This window comes from Micromonospora sp. NPDC000121 (assembly GCF_042899165.1).
Taxonomy (GTDB): domain Bacteria; phylum Actinomycetota; class Actinomycetes; order Mycobacteriales; family Micromonosporaceae; genus Micromonospora.
The window spans coordinates 337,801-355,564 of record NZ_JBIAZP010000006.1; the positions used below are offsets into that span (position 1 = coordinate 337,801).

The window sequence follows — 17,764 nt, forward strand, 5'->3', positions numbered from 1 at the left end:
CGTCCCTGGGTTCAGACGCTGACGGTGGTCAGCGGCATGGCCGAGTCGGCGGGCAGGTCCAGCCGGCTCGGCGCGACACCCGAGGCGACCAGGTGCGAGCCGAGGGCGGCGACCATCGCGCCGTTGTCCGTGCAGAGATTCGGTCGGGGCACCCGGACCCGGATGCCGTGCTTGGCGGCGCGGTGCTCGGCCATCGCCCGCAGGCGCGAGTTGGCCGCCACGCCGCCGCCGATCACCAGCGTCTCGACGCCGTTGGCCCGGCAGGCGTCCAGCGCCTTGCGCACCAGCACGTCGCAGACCGCCTCCTGGAAGGACGCGGCCACGTCGGCGACCGGCACCGGCTCGCCCGCCCGCTGCCGCGCCTCGACCCAGCGGGCCACCGCCGTCTTCAGCCCGGAGAAGGAGAAGTCGTAGCGGTGGGCGGCGAGGTCCTTCGCGGCGGTCAGGCCGCGCGGGAAGCCGATGGCGGCCGGGTCGCCGGCCCGGGCCTCCCGGTCGATGTACGGCCCGCCGGGGAACGGCAGGCCCAGCAGCCGCGCCACCTTGTCGAACGCCTCGCCCGCCGCGTCGTCGATGGTGGCGCCGAGCGGGGTGACGCCCCGGGCCAGGTCGTCGACGAGGAGCAGGGAGGAGTGCCCGCCGGAGACCAGCAGGGCGATCGCCGGCTCGGGCAGCGGCCCGTGCTCCAGGGTGTCCACGGCGACGTGCGCGGCCAGGTGGTTGACGCCGTAGACCGGCTTCTCGGCGGCGAGCGCGTAGCCCTTGGCGGCGGCCACCCCGACCAGCAGCGCGCCGGCCAGCCCCGGGCCGGAGGTGACCGCGATCGCGTCGATGTCGGCGAGGGTCACCCCCGCCTCCTTCAGCGCCCGGTCCATGGTCGGCACGATGGCCTCCAGGTGCGCCCGGCTGGCCACCTCGGGCACCACCCCGCCGAACCGGGCGTGCTCCTCGACGCTGGACGCGAGCGCGTCGGCCAGCAGCGTGTGCCCCCGCACGATGCCGACGCCGGTCTCGTCGCAGGACGTCTCGATGCCGAGGATCAGGGGTTCGTCAGTCATCGCTCACACATCCCGGGTGCGCTGCATGACCAGCGCGTCGGTGTTGCTCGGTTGGTAGTAGCCGCGCCGTACGCCGATCGGCTCGAAGCCGTACGCCGCGTAGAGCAGTTGGGCGGGGGCGTTGTCCGCCGCGACCTCCAGCAGGGTGCTGCGGGCCCCGAGCCGGGCCGCCTCGGCGAGCAGCGCCTCCAGCAGCGCCCGGCCGACCCCGCGCCGCTGGGCGTCCCGGCGCACCGCGATGTTCTGCACCCACGCCTCCTCGGGCGGGGCCGCGGTGAGCCCGGCGTAGCCCAGCACGGCGCCGTCGTCGTCGGTGGCGACCAGGTAGAAGTGCCCGTTGGCCAGCTCGTTCCAGAACATCGCCGCCGACCACTGCTCGGCGCCGAACAGGTCCGCCTCGATCGGCAGCACCTCGTCGATGTGCCACCACCGGAACCTCTGGAGGCGCACACCGGTCATGGCAGGACCGGCTTGCGGGCCGTCGCCGCCACGGCGTCCGGCCGGCGCAGGTAGAGCGGGGTGAGCGCCTCGCCGGGGGCGCCGGCCCGGATCCGCTCGGCGGCCAGGGTCGCCAGCACGCCGGCGTCCGGGTAGCGCGGCTCGGCCCGCACGGGCAGGCCGAGGGTGTCCGCGTACCGGTGCGCGCCGTCGCCGACCGCGACCGTGACGGCCAGGCCGCGGGCGCGCTCGGCGGCGACCGCCGGGGCGGACACCTCCGGCCCGACGATCCGCTGGCCCGCGCCGTCGTAGACCGCCCAGTAGACCTCCCGACGGCGCGCGTCGCTCGCCGCCAGCACCGGCTCGCCGGCGGCCGCCGGGTGGCCGATGGCGTCCAGCGAGCAGACGCCGTACGTCGGCACGCCCAGCACCTGACCCATGGTGGCGGCGGTGACCAGCCCCACCCGGAGCCCGGTGAACGGGCCGGGGCCGAGCCCGGCGACGATGGCGCCCAGGTCGGCCGGGCGGGCGTCGGCGTCGGCGAGCACCGCGTCGACCTGCGGGGCGAGCAGTTCGCCGTGGGCGCGGGCGTCGACCGTGCAGCGGTGCGCCCGGGTCGAGACGCCGTCCGCCGCGACCTCCACCAGCGCCGCCGTCACCGCGGGCGTCGAGCTGTCCACCACCAGTACGAGCACGGTAAGCCAGCCTAGCCGGCCCCCTCGTCCGACCCGGCGACGCGGGTCAGCTCGGGGTGCGGAACTTACGCAGGAAGGCCGGCAGGAGCCAGGGCCGCCGCCCGCTGACGCGCACCTTGCCGCTGAGCACCGCCCGGGCCCGGCTGATCCGGCCGAACATCATCAGGTTGAGCGTGGCGGGGTCGTGGTCGACCACGGCGTCGGGCCGGTCGTCCGGCTCGGCGAACGACACTCGGCCCCGGTGCAGCAGCAGCCGGACCGGGGCCGCGTGCGCCGAGCGGAACTCGACCACGATCCGGCGCTCGCTCGGCGGCGGGCCGCCGTCGATCAGCCGCCCGTAGCCGTGCCGGACCACGCCGGTCAGGAACAGCTCCAGGAAGAGCGCGGCGTGCGGGTTGGGCACCTCCCACGGCAGCCCGGTGGCGCGCGAGATGTCGTGGCCGTGGACGAGCACCTCGTTGACCAGGTGGGCGCAGAGACCGGCGAGGGTGACCTGCGCCCCGCCGAGCCACGACACCGTCTCGTCGGGGTGCCGCTCCTCGCAGGCGACCAGGAACTGCTTCACGTCGGCCTGGAACCGGTCGAGCAGGAACTGCGGGTCGCGCTCGGTGAGGTGGCCGAGCAGCACGTCGTTGAAGTCCGCCACCGTGTCGACGCTGGTCTCGGGGAGCAGACCGTCGAAGCCCGGCACCGGCGGGAGCGGTCGCTCCGGATCCACCAGGCAGACGTACAGCCAGGCGATGCTGCCGACGTGGGCGAGCGTGTCCGCCACCGTCCAGTGGGCGGTGGCCATGGTCTGCGGCGGGGCGGCGCGGACCAGATCGACGAAACGGTCGGTCTGGTCCGCCAGGGCCGTCCGCGCCACCCGCCACCGTTCGTCGCTGACCGTCGCCGTCATCCGCCGCCTCCCGGCTCGCCGACCGCTGGAGGCAACAGGCTACAGCGCACGGTCACCGCCCGGTGACGCGCAGCTTGCGGACTTCGTCAGCCGGCCGAGCGCTCCCAGTCGATCATGGGCAGGCCCACGTCGGCGAGGGCCTTGTTGGCCGCGCTGAACGGCCGGCTGCCCAGGAATCCGCGCGGGTTCATCGGGCTGGGGTGCCCGGCCTCCAGCACCACGTGCTGCGGGTTGGTGACCAGCGCGGCCTTCTTGCGCGCGTAGCCGCCCCAGAGCAGGAAGACCACCCGCGAGCCCATCGCGTCGAGCGCCCGGATGGTGGCGTCGGTGAACTCCTCCCAGCCGCGGTTGGCGTGCGAGCCGGGCGTGGCCTCGCGGACGGTGAGCACCGAGTTGAGCAGCAGGACGCCCTGCGCCGCCCAGCCGCTCAGGTTGCCGCTGCGCGGCTTCGGCACGCCGACGTCCTCGCCGAGCTCCTTGAAGACGTTGCGCAGCGACGGCGGCACGCTCACGCCCTCGCGCACGCTGAAGCTGAGCCCGTGCGCCTGCCCCGCCTTGTGGTAGGGGTCCTGCCCGAGGATCAGCACCCGGCAGTCGGCCGGCGCGCAGAGCCGGTAGGCCGAGAAGAGGTCCTCGACCGGCGGGAAGACGGTGCGGGTCGCGTACTCCCCGGCGACGAACGCGGCCAGCTCGGCGGTGCGGGCCGGGTCGAGGTGCGGGGTGAGCACGGCACGCCAGTCCTCTGGCAGCAGCGCCAGCAGGTCCAGGGTGGGGGCGTCGTCGGGCATCGGCAACCTTTCGCCTGTCGAATCCGTCCCGCGCACTCTAGGCAGACGGTACGACAGCGCTCACCCGAGGGCGGCGAGGCGCTGCGCCCAGTCGCCGCCGACCGGCTCCAGCTCGACCACCCGGGTGTCGTCGTCGCGCCGGTCGACACGCACCCGCAGGTGCGCCTCGACGAGCTGCTCGACCAGGCCCTCGCCCCACTCGACCACGGTCACCGACTCGTCCACCGAGGCGTCCAGGTCGAGGTCGTCGATCTCGGCGCGCGGGTCCGCGGCGTCGCCCAGCCGGTACGCGTCGGCGTGCACCAGCGCCACCGTGCCGCCCCGGGTCGGGTCCGGCCGATGCACCCGGGCGATCACGAAGGTGGGCGAGGTGATGTCGCCGAGCACCCCGAGCCCGGCGCCGATGCCCTGGGTCAGCGCCGTCTTGCCGGCGCCCAGCGGCCCGGTCAGCAGCAGCAGGTCGCCGGCGCGCAGCAGCCCGGCCAGCCGCCGCCCGAACCCGTGGGTGTCGTCGAGCGTCGGCAGCTTGGCGACGTACGTCACAGCTCCTCCAGGAAGCGCGTCAGGGCCGCGTTGACCTCGTCGGCGTGCTCCAGCATCACCACGTGCCCGCTGTCGGAGATCTTGACGAACTCGGCGTGCGGCAGCCGGCGGACGATCTCCTCCGAGTGGGTCACCGGGGTGATCATGTCCTTGTCGCCGACGACGACCAGGACGGGGGTGTCCGCCAGCGCGGCGAGCGCCGGGAAGCGCGAGTGCGTCGCCAGCGTCCGCAGGTAGCGCGTCACCGTGTCGGCGGACGTGCGCGAGTTCATCGTCTCGACGTACGACACCAGGGCGGGGCTGGGGCGGCGGGTGCCGAAGCCGTACTTGCGGGTGAGCAGCCAGGCCACGTTGGTGGTGGACTTGCGGGCGCGGTCGATCATCGTGCCGCCGTAGCGGGTGACGTTGCCGACCATGTAGAGCACGGGTGCGCCGACCCGGCCGAGCAGGGCCGGCGCCACCAGCTTGGTCTCGGCGAGCAGGCCGCCCGAGGTGGCCATCAGCACGGTGCCGACGACGCGGTCGCCGAACAGCTCCGGGAACAGCTCGGCGAAGGCCATGATCGTCATGCCGCCCATCGAGTGGCCGACGAGCACCAGCGGCCCCTCCGGGGCGACCCGGTCGATCACCTCGCGCAGCGTCCGGCCGAGCGCGGTGAGGTCGTACTCGCCGGTCTCCAGCCGCCCGGAGCGGCCGTGCCCCGGCTGGTCGTACGCGACGATCCGGTGCTCGCCCCGCTCGGCGAGCATCTTGCGCTGGAAGTGGAAGGTGCCCATGTCCAGGCAGAAGCCGTGCACCAGCACCACGGTCGGGTTGCCGGGCGTCGGCCGGGTCGGCTCGACCACCTCGACGTGGATGTCGGTGCCGTCGGGCATCTCCAGCCGGAGCGCCTCGTCGTAGCGCTGCTCGTCGAAGACCTCGTCGGCGTACCGGTCGGTGGGGTCGGACTTGAGCTTGCGGACCAGTGCGCGTTCGGTGGCGACGCCGGCCGCGAGCCCGGCGGCGGCGACCCCGACGGCGGCCAGCGCCCCCACGGCGGCCCTGGCGTGCCCGGAGCGGGGCAGCGGGATCCGGGAACGGGACGTCACGGGCGCTCGCCGTCGTAGACGCGGGGCACCCGGCTGCTGCCGAACCGGGTGACGATCTCGTAGTTGATGGTGCCGGCCGCCTCGGCCCAGTCGTCGGCCGTGGGCTCGCCGCCGACGCCGCTGCCGAAGAGCGTGGCCACGTCGCCGGCGGCCACCGGGTCGTCGCCGCAGTCGAGCACGAACTGGTCCATGCAGACCCGGCCCGAGATCCGCCGCCGCCGGCCGCCGAGCTGCACCGGACCGCTGTTGGAGGCGTGCCGGGGCACCCCGTCGGCGTAGCCGAGCGGCACCACGGCCAGGTTCGCCTCCCGCTCGGTGGTGTAGGTGTGCCCGTACGAGACGCCGGAGCCGGCGGGAACGCGCTTGGCGAGCATCACCCGGGCCCGGGCGGTCATCGCCGGGCGCAACCCGTAGGTCTCGCCGGCCACCGGGGAGAGCCCGTAGACGGCGAGCCCGGGCCGGACCAGGTCGAAGTGCGTGTCCGGCCGGGTCAGCGTGGCGGCGGAGTTGGCCAGGTGCCGGTAGCGGGGCCGCAGGCCGGCCTGCTCGGCCATGCCCACGCCCTCGTGGAAGACGGCGATCTGGCGGTCGATGGTCGGGTGGCCGGGCGAGTCCGCGTAGACGAAGTGGCTCCACACCCCGACCACCTCGACCAGGCCGTCGGCCTGCGCCTTGGCGGCGGCGTCGAGCAGGGCCGGCCAGTCGGCGACGGTCGCGCCGCCCCGGGACAGCCCGGTGTCGATCTTGAGGTGCAGCCGGGCCGGCCGTCCGGCCGCGCGGCCCGCCTCGACCATCTCGTCGAGCTGGGGCAGGCTGGCGGCGCCGAGGTCGACCCCGGCGGCGACGCCCTCGTGCAGGGGCAGCCCCGGCGCGAGAAGCCAGGCCAGCACCGGCACGGTGATCCCGGCCCGACGCAGCGTCAGCGCCTCGTCCAGCGTGCAGACGCCCAGCCAGTCCGCCCCGGCGTCCAGGGCGGCGCGGGCGGCCGGGACCATGCCGTGGCCGTAGCCGTCGCCCTTGACCACCGCCATCAGCTCGGCGCCGGTGCCGGCCCGCAGCCGGCTCACGTTCTCGCGGATCGCGTCCAGATCCACCCGCACCTCGGCCTGCCACATGCCCCCAGCCTACTTCCGCGCTGATCTCCCCGGCCCAGGCCGGCGGAGGCGCCGCGGCTGCGGTCAGCCGAGGCGGGCGAGGACCGGGCGGAGGGCGTCGGCCACGTCGGGCGCGGTCACCGGCCCGCCCCGGGCCGCCTCCCGACCGGCCAGCCCGTGCAGGTACGCGGCCGCGGCCGCCGCGCGCTCCGGCGCCAGCCCGGCCGCGAGCAGCGAGCCGAGCAGCCCGGCCAGCACGTCGCCGGTGCCCCCGGTGGCCAGCGCCGGGGTGCCGGTCGGGTTGACGTACGCCCGGCCGTCCGGCGTGCCGATCACCGTGCGGTCGCCCTTGAGCAGCACCACGGCATTCATCCAGGCGGCCAGCCGCAGCGTGGCCGCCACCCGGTCGGCGCCCGGCGTCTCCCCGCAGAGCCGGGTGAACTCGCGGTCGTGCGGGGTGACCACGATCGGGGCGTCCCGCTTGCGCAGCCGGTCGGCGAGCGAGCCGTCGACGAGCAGGGTCAGCGCGTCGGCGTCGAGCACCACGGGCACCGGGGCGGAGAGCACCGCGCGCAACTCCCGGGCCGCCTCCTCGCCGGTGCCCAGCCCGGAGCCGCAGACCCAGGCCTGCACCCGCCCCGCGTCGGCGACCCGGCCGGTCGCGATCACCGAGGGGTGCCGGTGCAGCACGTCGGCCCGGGCGGAGCCGGCGTAGCGGACCATGCCGGTCGGGCCGGCCAGCGCCCCGGCGACCGAGAGCACCGCCGCCCCGGGGTAGGTGGCCGAGCCGGTGGCGACGCCCACCACGCCCCGGGTGTACTTCTCCGACGCCGGGCCGAGCCGGGGCCACCAGTCCGCGACGTCCGACCACTCGGTCACGCGCAGCGCGGGGCTGCCGCGCAGCCACGGCTCCAGCCCGATGTCGACCAGTTCCACCTGCCCGGCGAGCCCGGCGGCCGGGCCCACCACCAGCGCGGGCTTCAACGCGCCGAACGCGACCGTCACGTCGGCGCGGACGGCGCTCGGCCGCCCGCTGGCGGTCAGCGGCACGTCCCCGGTGTCGACCGCGACGCCGCTGGGCACGTCCACCGCGACCACGGTGGCCGGGGCGCCGTCGCGCCCGCAGTGCCGCACCAGGCTGGCAGCGAGCTGGTCGGCGGTGTCCCGGAGCCCGCCCTGCCCGCCGATCCCGACGATGCCGTCCAGCACCATGTCGACCGTCGCCGGGGGCCGCTCCACGATCCGCCCGCCGGCGGCGCGCAGCGCGGCCAGCCCCTCGGCGTGCGCCCGGCCGGGGCTGAGCAACAGCGCGGACACGGCCGCGCCGCGGCGGGCCAGGTGCGCGCCGGCCAGGAGCGTGTCGCCGCCGTTGTCGCCGGAGCCGACCAGCAGCAGCACCCGGGCGGCGTAGACCCCGCCCCGATCGGCGAGCAGCAGCGCGCAGCGGCGGGCCAGCCCGGCGGCGGCCCGCTTCATCAGCGTCCCGGGCGGAAGGGTGGCCATCAGGCCCGCCTCCGCCACGCGTACGTCCGCGACCCGCCACACCGGTCTCACGCCACCGCCCCCGTCCGAGCTTCCGACGCGCCAGGTCGGCGCGCCCCGATCACCGTTCCGCGACCACCATGGCCGAGGCGATCCCGCCGTCGTGGGACAACGACAGATGCCAGCGGTTGACCCCGCGCTCGGTGGCCGCCGCCGCGACCGTCCCGGAGACGGTCAGCCAGGGGCGGCCGTCCGGGTCCGGCACGATCTCGCAGTCGTGCCAGCTCAGCCCGGTCGGCGCGCCGAGCGCCTTGGCGACCGCCTCCTTGGCCGCGAACCGGGCGGCCAGCGACTCGGGCGAGCGCGGGTTGCCGGAGCTGGTGTAACGCTCGGCCTCCGTGAAGAGCCGGTCGGCGAGCAGCGGCGTCCGCGCCAGGGCCCTGGCGAACCGCTCGACCAGGACGACGTCGATGCCGACAGCGACGATCACGGGCTCACCCTACCGGCGCGGGCGGCCGCACATTAGCCGGCGGCTCGGGGCGGGGCAACGCCTGTGGACGACGGGCGTCCGCCCGCCGGGGCCGTCGTCCACAGGGCGCCCGTGGGGGTGTGGACGCCACCTAGCGTTCCGGTCGTCGATGTTCCGCGAGGCACGGGGGCCGAGAATGATCGAGGAGCCGATCACCGTACGACCCGACGCGCTGCGCCGGGCGGCGAGCGCGCTCGGCGACGACGCGTACCGGCTGGGGCACGGGCTGGCCGGGGTGGCCGGGCTGGTGGTGCCGGCGCCGGAGTGGGCGGCCGGCGCGGCCCTGACCGGGCTGGAGTCGGCGGTGCACGCCTGGTTCGGCGGGCTCGGCGCCCGGATGGCCGCGACGGCCGGGGCGGTGCGGGCGGCGGCCGACGCGTACGAGTCGGTGGACGACCGGGCAGCCGGCCGGCTCGCCGCCCTCCCCCGGTGACCGCGCCGGCGCGACCGGCGGCGGGCGGAGCCCCGGCACCACCGGCGGTGGCCGGAGCCGGACCCTCCGGGCGCCCGGCGCACCCCGCCGAGCGGGCCACGGGCGGAGCCGTGCCCTCCGGGCGCCCGGCGCACCCCGCCGAGCGGGGGGCGGCCGTGGGGTACCGGCAACTCTGGGCGGCCGACCCGGGTGCCTGGCGGGCCGCCGGGGCGGCCTGGCGGGGGCTGACCGACCGGGTCGGCCGCCGGGCCGACGAGTTGTCCGCCGGGGCGGCGGCGCTACGCGCCGACTGGTCGGGCGGCGCGGGCGGGGCCGCGGACGCCCGACTGGCGGCGCTGCGCACCGAACTGACCACGGTCTCCCCCGCCCTCATCGAGGCCGACCAGGTGCTGGCCGAGTTCGCCGGCCGGCTGGAAGCGGCGAAGGCCCGGCTCGCCGCCGCGGTGACGCGCGCGGACGAGGCCGGGCTGCTGGTCGACCGGCAGGGACGGGTCGCCGCCGATCCCGCCCGCGCGCCGACCTCCCCACGGTCGGGGCAGGTCGCGGCCGGGCTGGGTGCGGCGATCCGGGAGGCGCTGGCGCTGGCCGGGGCGGCCGACCGGGAGGCCGCCGACCGGCTGGACGCACTGTCCGCAGCCGCCCGGTCGACGTGGGTCGCCCCGCCGCCGCCCGGCCGGCCCCCGCCCGGCGCCACCCCGGCCGCGGTGCGGGCGTGGTGGGCCGGGCTCACCCCCGCGCAACAGCGGTGGTTGGTGGCGCACGAGCCGGCGCTCGTCGGCCGCCTCGACGGGGTGCCGGTGGCCGCCCGCGACCAGGCCAACCGGCTGCTGCTCGGGGCGCGGCGGGAGGAGCTGCTCGCCGCGCGGCGCCGGCTGCTGGAGCGGGTGCCGCGCGGGCCGGTCGAGCTGGCCGGGCTGCTCCGGGCCGAGCGGGCACTGGCGGGGCTGGACGCGCTGACCGGGCGCCTGGCCGCCGGCGAGGCGCCCCGTGCGTACCTGCTGGGGCTGGACACCGCCGGCGAGGGGCGCGCGGTCGTGGCGCTCGGCAACCCGGACCGCTCGGCGCGGGTGCTGACGCACGTGCCGGGGACGACCGCCGGCCTGGACGACGTGCCCGGCGAGCTGGGCCGGGCGGCGCGGGTGGTGTCCCGCTGCGCCGCGCTGGCCCCCGAGGAGGAGACCGCCGCGGTGCTCTGGCTGGACTACGACGCCCCCGACTTCCTGCACGAGGCGGCCTGGCCGGGGCAGGCCCGGGACGCCGGCCCGGGGCTGCACCGGTTCCAGGAGGGGCTGCGGGCGACCCACGAGGGGCCGCCCGGCCGGCAGACCGTGCTGGGGCACAGCTACGGCTCGCTGGTGGTCGGCACGGCCGCCCGCGACCACGGGCTGGCCGCCGACGCGCTGGTCTTCGTCGGCTCGCCCGGGGTGGGCGTCGCGCACGCCGCCGAGCTGGGCCTGCCACCCGGTCAGGTCTGGGCGAGCCTCGCGCCGGACGACGTGATCCGCTTCGCCCGGCCGCCGGACGAGCTGGCCCGGCAGGCCCTGTCCGCCGGGTCGCCGTTCGGCCTGGCCGCCCGGCTGGCCGGCGGGTCGGAACGCGAGCTGTGGTTCGGCCAGGATCCGGCCCACCCGGGCTTCGGCGGGCGCACCTTCCCCAGTGACCGCCGCGGCCACAGCGGCTACTGGGCGGCCGACAACCCGGCGCTGGACGGCATGGCCCGCGTCGTGGTCGGCCGCTGACGTGGCGACGCCGCCCGAGACCTCGGCGACGGACGGCCCCGGAGAAGCGGCGGGTGTCCGGGATTCCGCGGAGGGCTGGCGGCGGGTGCGCGCCGCCGGCCCGGCGTCACTCGACCGTCACCGACTTGGCCAGGTTGCGGGGCTGGTCCACGTCGTGCCCGCGGGCGGCGGCGATCTCGGCGGCGAGGACCTGCAACGGCACGGTGGTGACCAGCGGCGCGAGCAGCGTCGGCGTACGCGGCACGTGGATCAGGTGGTCGGCGTAGCGGACGACCGCCTCGTCGCCCTCCTCCGCGATCACGATGGTCCGGGCGCCGCGCGCCCGCACCTCCTGGATGTTGGAGACCACCTTGTCGTGCAGCATGCCCCGACCGACGGGCGACGGCACGATGCAGATCACCGGGGTGCCCTTGTCGATCAGGGCGATCGGGCCGTGCTTCAGCTCGCCGGCGGCGAAGCCCTCGGCGTGCATGTACGCCAACTCCTTGAGCTTGAGCGCGCCCTCCAGGGCCACCGGGTAGCCCACGTGCCGGCCGATGAACAGCACGGTCGGCTCGGACCGCAGGTCGCGGGCCAGCTCGCGGACGGGTTCGATGCGCTCCAGCAGCTCGCGGAGCTTGCCCGGCATCTCCTGGAGCTGGGCGACCACGGCGGCCACCTCGTCGGCGAACTTGATCCCCCGCACCTGGGCCAGGTGCAGGCCGATCAGATAGCACGCGACGAGCTGGGTCAGGAACGCCTTGGTCGAGGCGACGGCGATCTCCGGGCCGCCGTGGGTGTAGAGGACGGCGTCGGACTCGCGGGGGATGGTGGAGCCGTTGGTGTTGCAGATGGCCAGGACGCGGGCCTTCTGCTCCTTGGCGTGCCGCAGGGCCATCAGGGTGTCCATCGTCTCGCCGGACTGCGAGATCACCACGATCAGCGTGGACCGGTCGAGGACCGGGTCGCGGTAGCGGAACTCGCTGGCCAGCTCCACCTCGCAGGGGATCCGCGTCCAGTGCTCGATGGCGTACTTGGCGACCAGGCCGGAGTGGTACGCGGTGCCGCAGGCGACGATGAAGATCTTGTCGACGTCGCGCAGGTCCTGGTCGCTGAGGCGGACCTCGTCGAGCATGATCTCGCCGGTCTCGGTGAGCCGGCCGAGCAGGGTGTCGGCGATGGCCTGGGGCTGCTCCTCGATCTCCTTGAGCATGAACCAGTCGTAGCCGCCCTTCTCCGCCGCCGAGGAGTCCCAGTCGATGTGGAAGTCCTTGCCGCTGGCGGGCTGGCCCGAGAAGTCGGTGATCTCGATGATGTCGCCGGTGATGAGGACGATCTGGTCCTGACCCAGCTCGACCGCGTCCCGGGTGTGCTCGATGAACGCGGCCACGTCGCTGGCCAGGTAGTTCTCCCCGTCGCCCCGCCCGACGACCAGCGGCGAGTTGCGGCGGGCGCCCACGACCGCGCCGGGCACCGCGGCGTCGACGGCGAGCAGGGTGAACGCGCCCTCCAGGCGCTGGCAGACCACCCGCATGCCGGCGGCGAGCAGCTGCGGGCCCTCGGGGTGGCCGGCGGCGCGCAGGTCGGCCAGCGCGGCGGAGAGCAGGTGCGCGGCGCACTCGGTGTCGGTGTCGCTGGTGAACTGGACGCCGTCGGCCTCCAGCTCGGCGCGGAGCTTCGCGAAGTTCTCGATGATGCCGTTGTGGATCACGGCGACGCGGCCGTCGGGGGCGACGTGCGGGTGGGCGTTGCGGTCGGTCGGGCCGCCGTGGGTGGCCCACCGGGTGTGCCCGATGCCGGTGGTGCCGTCCCCGATGCCGATGGGGCTGGCCGCGCAGGACGTCGGGTCCTCGGCGGCCCGCTCGGAGAGCACCTTCTCCAGGTTGGCCAGCTTGCCGGCCTTCTTCTCGGTCAGCAGCTCGCCGTCGCAGACGATGGCGACGCCGGCCGAGTCGTAGCCGCGGTATTCCAGCCGCCGCAGTCCGTCGAGCACGATGCCGAGCGCCGGGCGCGTGCCGGCGTAACCCACGATTCCACACATGTCCCGCAGCCTAACCCAGTTTCGCTCATCGTGCGTGCGCGAAAGCCGGGTAAACGATCACTGAATTTGAGCGAACGGGAGGGACGCGGCACCGTACGTGACGAAGCCTCCGACCGACAAGGCGGACAGACATGCCCGATTCGGGCAACGGCGGCGCAGTCCGTGGGGATTGAAGCCGCGCCGGAAGTCCGTAGGCTGGCGGGCGTGACGACCACCGCCGAGGTCGACCCGCTGGTGGCGCGGATGCGCGCGTTCGGGACGACCGTCTTCGCCGAGATGTCCGCCCTCGCCGTCCGCACCGGCGCGGTCAACCTCGGCCAGGGCTTCCCGGACACCGACGGGCCGGCGGAGATGCTCGCCGCCGCGGCCGAGGCGCTGCGCACCGGGCAGAACCAGTACCCGCCGGGCCCGGGCGTCCCGGCGTTGCGCGCGGCGGTGGCCGCACACCAGCGCCGGTTCTGGGGGCTGGAGTACGACCCGGACGGCGAGATCGTGGTGACGGCGGGCGCCACCGAGGCGATCGCCGCGGCGATCCTCGGGCTCTGCGAGCCGGGCGACGAGGTGGTCTGCTTCGAGCCGTACTACGACTCGTACGCCGCCTCGATCGCGCTGGCCGGCGCGGTCCGGCGCCCGGTCACGCTGCGTCCCGCCGCCGACGGCCGGTACGCCTTCGACCCGGCAGCCCTGCGCGCCGCGTTCGGCCCGCGCACCCGGCTGGTGCTGCTGAACTCGCCGCACAACCCGACGGGCAAGGTGTTCACCCCCGACGAGCTGGCCCTGGTCGCCGAGCTGTGCCAGGAGCACGGCGCGTACGCGGTGACCGACGAGGTGTACGAGCACCTCGTCTTCACCGACGCCGCCGCCGGCCACGTGCCGCTGGCGACCCTGCCCGGCATGCGCGAGCGGACGCTGCGCATCTCCTCGGCCGGCAAGACGTTCTCCTGCACGGGCTGGAAGGTCGGCTGGGTGAGCGGCCCGGCGGCGCTGGTCTCGGCGGTGCTGCGGGTGAAGCAGTTCCTCACCTTCGTCAACGCCGCGCCGTTGCAGCCGGCCGTCGCGGTGGCGCTGGCCCTGCCGGACGACTACTTCACCGGCTTCCGGGACGGCATGCAGGCCCGCCGGGACCAGCTCGTCGGCGGGCTGACCGACGCCGGGTTCGAGGTGATCTCGCCGGAGGGGACGTACTTCGTCACCGCCGACGTCACCGCGCTCGGCGGGCGCGACGGGGTGGAGTTCTGCCGCTCGCTGCCCGAGCGGTGCGGGGTGGTCGCCGTCCCGACGCAGGTCTTCTACGACGACCCGGAGGCCGGCCGGCGCCTCGTCCGCTTCGCGTTCTGCAAGCGCCCCGAGGTGCTGACCGAGGCGGTCAGCCGGCTGGGCCGGCTGACCGAGACGCGGTGACCGGCGCGTACGCCTGACCGTCAGCCGGCCGCGCGGGTCTGCCTGCTCCCCCGCTCCGACGGCGTCCCCTCGGAGCGGGCCGCACGAAGCCTGGCGAGCACCGCGCCGCCGTCGGCGAGCAGCACCCCCTCGGCGTCGTCGACGAAGGCCAGGTCGGCCTCGACGTGTCGACTCGCCGCCGCGAGCAGCAGGCCGACCACCGGGTCGTCGGCCCGGCGGCGCAGCCCGTCGAGGTTGCGCAGCTCCCGCATCAGGTGGCCGCGTTGGTTGCCGAGCACCGTCCGCACCGTGGCCGGGTCGCCGGACCGGGCCGCGGCGGTCACCTTGAGGAAGAAGTCGTCCCGGAACCCGCCGCTGCGCGGGCTGGGCTCGGCGAGCCAACGGTCCAGCTCGGCGTGGCCGTCCGGGGTGATCTCGTAGACCACCCGGTCGGGCTTGACGGGCTGGGGATGCCGTTCGGCCACCACCAGGCCGTCGCGGGAGAGCCGGTCGAGGATCTGGTAGAGGTGCCCGATGTTGAGGGGCCCCCACTGCGGGCCGACCGCCTCCTCGAAGGCGCCCTTCAGCTCGTAGCCGTAGCTGGGGCCGCCGGCGAGCAGGGCCAGGACCGCGTGCTGTATCGCCACCGTCTTCTCCGATCCGATCCGGGCTGGCCCGCCCGGCGGGCCTTGCATTGTCACAATGTATCGCGCACAGTGTGTTCAGCACACGGGGAGGCGCGACATGCTGAACATCATCTGGAAGCAGCTACGTGGCCGTGCGGGACGGTCGGTGGCGCTGCTGGTCGGCGTGCTGGTGGCGACCACCGGCTTCGTCGTCCTGACCGGCGCCACCACCACCTCCCGACTCGAGGTAACCGGCGCCGTCGAGCGGCACACCGAGGCCGCCTACGACATCCTGGTCCGTCCGAAGGGCGCGCGGACGCCGCTGGAGGCCGAGCGCCGGCTGGTCCAGCCCAACTACCTCTCCGGTCTCTTCGGCGGCATCACCATGGCGCAGTACGACCAGGTGAAGGCCCTCACCGGGGTGGACGTCGCCGCCCCCATCGCCATGCTCGGCTACTCCACCGCCCCCGTCGCCACCGCGATGGACCTGACCGACGCCGTCGACCGCTCGCTCGACCAGCAGGTCATCCGGATCGACCCGCGCTTCGTCGCCGAGCGCGGCCTCTCCACCGCCCCGGGCCGCGCCCGGTACCTGTACGTCACCAAACACCCGATCATCCACGCCCGCGAGGACCAGGTCTCCAGCGCCGACGCCACCCCCTACACCGACGGCCGCAGCTACCCCTGGGACGAAACGTGCGGCCCCTCCCCACGCGAGGTCCTGCCCGGCGGCCGGACCCAATTGATCTGCGACCCGCGGTACGCCATGGGCAGTCCGGGCGCCTACTCGGAGCGGGAGGACTGGGCGGTGATGCCTGTGCGGCTGCTGCCCGACGGCCGGTTCGAGGCCCACGTCAATGTCCTCGCCGACGGCGAGGGTCACGGGCCGGGTTACGTGACCACCTCGGACCGGCTCCGGATCCGGTACAACCTGACCGTGCCCTTCCTGCTGGCCGCGGTGGACCCGGCCGCCGAGGACCGGCTCGTCGGCCTGGCCGGGACGGTGGTCGAGGGGCGGGCGCTCCGTCCCGACGACTCGGTCGTCGAGGGAAGCAGGATCGGCCACCACACCGTCCCGGTCCTCACGACCAGCCGTCCCTTCCTCGACGAGGAGCTGCGCGTCGGCGCCACGCGGCTGCCCGCCGCGCGCCCGGGTGGCGTGCCGTTGGCCGATCTGGAGCGGGAACTGCGGCGGGGGCCGGCGATCCCCGCCGGGGACGCCAGCGCCGACGTCGTCTCCGGCTGGCGTTCCCGGTTGGCCGAGGGCTTCTCCCCGACCGGCTGCTGCTACGGCCAGCTTCAGGACATCGTGCAGGCCGGGCCCGCGGAGTACGACCGGCTCCCCGACGGCACCCTGCGGGTCCGTCCACTCCCGCCGGCCGCCCCCGAACTCTACGGCGGGCAGCAGGACTTCAACCCGTACCCGCGTCCCTGGCTGACGGAGGACGTCGGTGCCCGCCCGCTGCGCGAGCTGCCGTTGGAGAAGTCGACCCCCAAGACACCCCTCTGGCGCGAATGGCGGGCGGTGGGGGTCTTCGACCCGGAGAAGCTGACCGGGTTCAGCGACCTGGGCAAGGTGCCGCTGGAGACGTACGAGCCGCCGCGGGCCGCCGGCGCCGACGCCGCCAGCCGGGACGCGCTGGGCGGGCGGCCGCTGGAGCCGAGCGGCAATCCCGCCGGCTACCTCGCCGCCCCGCCGCTGCTGCTGACCAGCCTGGACAGCGTGCCGACGCTGCTGGCGGGCGGCGGCAGTCCGCAGGCGAAAGCCCCGATCAGCGCGATCCGGGTCCGGGTCGCCGACGTGGGCGGCTACAGCGAGCACGCCGCCGAACAGGTCCGGCTGGTCGCCGAGCGGATCGCCCAGGTCACCGGGCTAGACGTCGACATCACGCTCGGCTCGTCCCCGGCTCCGCAGGCCGTGGAGCTGCCCGCCGGGTCGTTCGGCCGGCCGGCGCTGCGGCTGGCCGAGAACTGGTCGGCGCTCGGGGTCGCCTCGGTGATCACGAAGGCGGTGGACCGCAAGAGCGCCGCGCTCTTCGTGCTGGTGCTGGTGGTCTGCGCGCTCTTCCTCGGCAACGCGGTCGCCGCCGCCGTCCGGGACCGCCGGTCCGAGCTGGCGGTGCTCGCCTGCCTGGGCTGGCCGGCCCGGCGGATCGGCGCGCTGATCCTCGGCGAGGTCGCCGTCCTCGGGCTGGCCGCCGGGCTGCTCGCGCTGGCGCTGGCGGTCCCGCTCGGCGCCGCGCTCGGCATCGACGTGGGGTGGCGGCGGGCCCTGCTGGCCGTACCGGTGGCGCTGCTGCTGGCGCTGGTCGCGGGCCTGACGCCGGCCCTACGGGCCGCGCGTGCCCACCCGGCCGCCGCGCTGCGCCCGGCGGTGGCGACCCCCCGCTGGGTACGCCGACCGCGCACCCTGTCCGGCCTGGCCCTGGCCAACCTGGCCCGCACGCCCGGCCGCACCCTGCTCGGGGCCGGTGCCCTGGCCATCGGGGTGGCCGCGCTGACCCTGGTCGCCGCGGCAGGGTACGCCTTCCGCGGCGCCATCGTCGGCAGCCTGCTCGGCGACACGGTGTCGCTGAGCGTGCGCGGCGCGGACACCATGGCCGCCGTCGCAACGGTGCTGCTCGGTGCCGCGGCGGTCGCCGACGTGCTCTACCTGAACATCCGGGACCGGGCCGCCGAGTTGGCCACCCTGCGCGCGGTCGGCTGGAGCGACGCCGCGCTGGGCCGCCTGATCGGGTACGAGGGGCTGGCCCTCGGGCTGCTCGGCGCGGTCAGCGGCGCCGGCCTCGGGCTGGCCGGGGCAGCCTGGCTGGTCGGCGCCGTGCCCGGCACGTTGGTCACGGTCGCCGCGCTGGCGGCGGTGGCCGGTGTCCTGGTCACCTCGATGGCCGCCCTGGTCCCGGCCGCGCTGCTGCGCCGGCTGCCGACCGCACGACTGCTCGCGGAGGAGTGA

The 17,764-nt window shown here is 75.8% G+C and carries 16 protein-coding genes; 4 read left to right on the forward strand and 12 right to left on the reverse strand.

Annotation, left to right across the window (positions count from 1 at the left end; all coding sequences use genetic code 11):
- Nucleotides 1-11 precede the first annotated feature (11 nt).
- From tsaD to ACFY23_RS19885, 10 genes are all read right to left on the reverse strand, one after another.
- A complete protein-coding gene (tsaD, locus tag ACFY23_RS19840) occupies nt 12-1,058 on the reverse strand; it encodes a tRNA (adenosine(37)-N6)-threonylcarbamoyltransferase complex transferase subunit TsaD (protein WP_350679859.1) in 1,047 nt (348 codons plus the stop codon).
- 3 nt (nt 1,059-1,061) lie between these two features.
- Nucleotides 1,062-1,517, reverse strand: coding sequence for a ribosomal protein S18-alanine N-acetyltransferase (gene rimI / locus ACFY23_RS19845; RefSeq protein ID WP_350679857.1), 456 nt, complete (start codon nt 1,515-1,517; stop codon nt 1,062-1,064).
- Entirely contained in the window at nt 1,514-2,191 is a 678-nt protein-coding gene (gene tsaB, locus ACFY23_RS19850; RefSeq protein WP_350679855.1) for a tRNA (adenosine(37)-N6)-threonylcarbamoyltransferase complex dimerization subunit type 1 TsaB, read from the reverse strand. The genes rimI and tsaB overlap by 4 nt, the downstream gene beginning before the upstream one ends.
- Nucleotides 2,192-2,237: 46 nt before the next feature.
- A complete protein-coding gene (locus ACFY23_RS19855) occupies nt 2,238-3,089 on the reverse strand; it encodes a maleylpyruvate isomerase family mycothiol-dependent enzyme (protein ID WP_350679853.1) in 852 nt (283 codons plus the stop codon).
- Between the two features lie 86 nt (nt 3,090-3,175).
- Entirely contained in the window at nt 3,176-3,877 is a 702-nt protein-coding gene (gene ung / locus ACFY23_RS19860) for a uracil-DNA glycosylase (protein ID WP_350679851.1), read from the reverse strand.
- Nucleotides 3,878-3,937: 60 nt separating this feature from the next.
- Complete coding sequence (tsaE, locus tag ACFY23_RS19865; protein ID WP_350679849.1) at nt 3,938-4,420, reverse strand: tRNA (adenosine(37)-N6)-threonylcarbamoyltransferase complex ATPase subunit type 1 TsaE; 483 nt, start codon at nt 4,418-4,420, stop codon at nt 3,938-3,940.
- Nucleotides 4,417-5,508, reverse strand: a complete 1,092-nt coding sequence (locus ACFY23_RS19870; protein ID WP_350679847.1) for an alpha/beta hydrolase — start codon at nt 5,506-5,508, stop codon at nt 4,417-4,419. Before ACFY23_RS19870 ends, tsaE begins: the two co-directional genes overlap by 4 nt.
- Nucleotides 5,505-6,623, reverse strand: a complete 1,119-nt coding sequence (gene alr, locus ACFY23_RS19875; RefSeq protein ID WP_350679845.1) for an alanine racemase — start codon at nt 6,621-6,623, stop codon at nt 5,505-5,507. Before alr ends, ACFY23_RS19870 begins: the two co-directional genes overlap by 4 nt.
- Nucleotides 6,624-6,686: 63 nt before the next feature.
- The gene (locus ACFY23_RS19880) at nt 6,687-8,156 is read right to left on the reverse strand and encodes an NAD(P)H-hydrate dehydratase (protein WP_350679843.1); all 1,470 of its coding nucleotides are present in this window, start codon (nt 8,154-8,156) and stop codon (nt 6,687-6,689) included.
- A gap of 49 nt (nt 8,157-8,205) precedes the next feature.
- A complete protein-coding gene (locus tag ACFY23_RS19885; RefSeq protein ID WP_350679841.1) occupies nt 8,206-8,574 on the reverse strand; it encodes a holo-ACP synthase in 369 nt (122 codons plus the stop codon).
- A gap of 175 nt (nt 8,575-8,749) precedes the next feature.
- Between ACFY23_RS19885 and ACFY23_RS19890 the strand changes: the two genes are divergently transcribed.
- Nucleotides 8,750-9,046: a type VII secretion target gene (locus tag ACFY23_RS19890; RefSeq protein ID WP_350679839.1), complete on the forward strand. Its 297-nt coding sequence runs from the start codon at nt 8,750-8,752 to the stop codon at nt 9,044-9,046.
- Nucleotides 9,047-9,201: 155 nt separating this feature from the next.
- A complete protein-coding gene (locus tag ACFY23_RS19895; protein ID WP_350679837.1) occupies nt 9,202-10,785 on the forward strand; it encodes an alpha/beta hydrolase in 1,584 nt (527 codons plus the stop codon).
- Nucleotides 10,786-10,891: 106 nt separating this feature from the next.
- Here ACFY23_RS19895 and glmS read toward each other — a convergent pair whose 3' ends face one another.
- A complete protein-coding gene (glmS, locus tag ACFY23_RS19900) occupies nt 10,892-12,805 on the reverse strand; it encodes a glutamine--fructose-6-phosphate transaminase (isomerizing) (protein WP_350679835.1) in 1,914 nt (637 codons plus the stop codon).
- A gap of 204 nt (nt 12,806-13,009) precedes the next feature.
- On the opposite strand from glmS, the gene ACFY23_RS19905 reads away from it, so the two are divergent.
- Nucleotides 13,010-14,206, forward strand: a complete 1,197-nt coding sequence (locus tag ACFY23_RS19905; RefSeq protein ID WP_350679833.1) for a pyridoxal phosphate-dependent aminotransferase — start codon at nt 13,010-13,012, stop codon at nt 14,204-14,206.
- Between the two features lie 20 nt (nt 14,207-14,226).
- On the opposite strand, the gene ACFY23_RS19910 is transcribed toward ACFY23_RS19905, so the two are convergent.
- Nucleotides 14,227-14,832, reverse strand: coding sequence for a helix-turn-helix transcriptional regulator (locus ACFY23_RS19910; RefSeq protein WP_350679831.1), 606 nt, complete (start codon nt 14,830-14,832; stop codon nt 14,227-14,229).
- 97 nt (nt 14,833-14,929) lie between these two features.
- Here ACFY23_RS19910 and ACFY23_RS19915 point away from each other — a divergent pair, with 97 nt between their 5' ends.
- Nucleotides 14,930-17,764 (forward strand): FtsX-like permease family protein, encoded by a 2,835-nt coding sequence (locus ACFY23_RS19915; RefSeq protein WP_350679829.1) that lies wholly within the window; start codon nt 14,930-14,932, stop codon nt 17,762-17,764.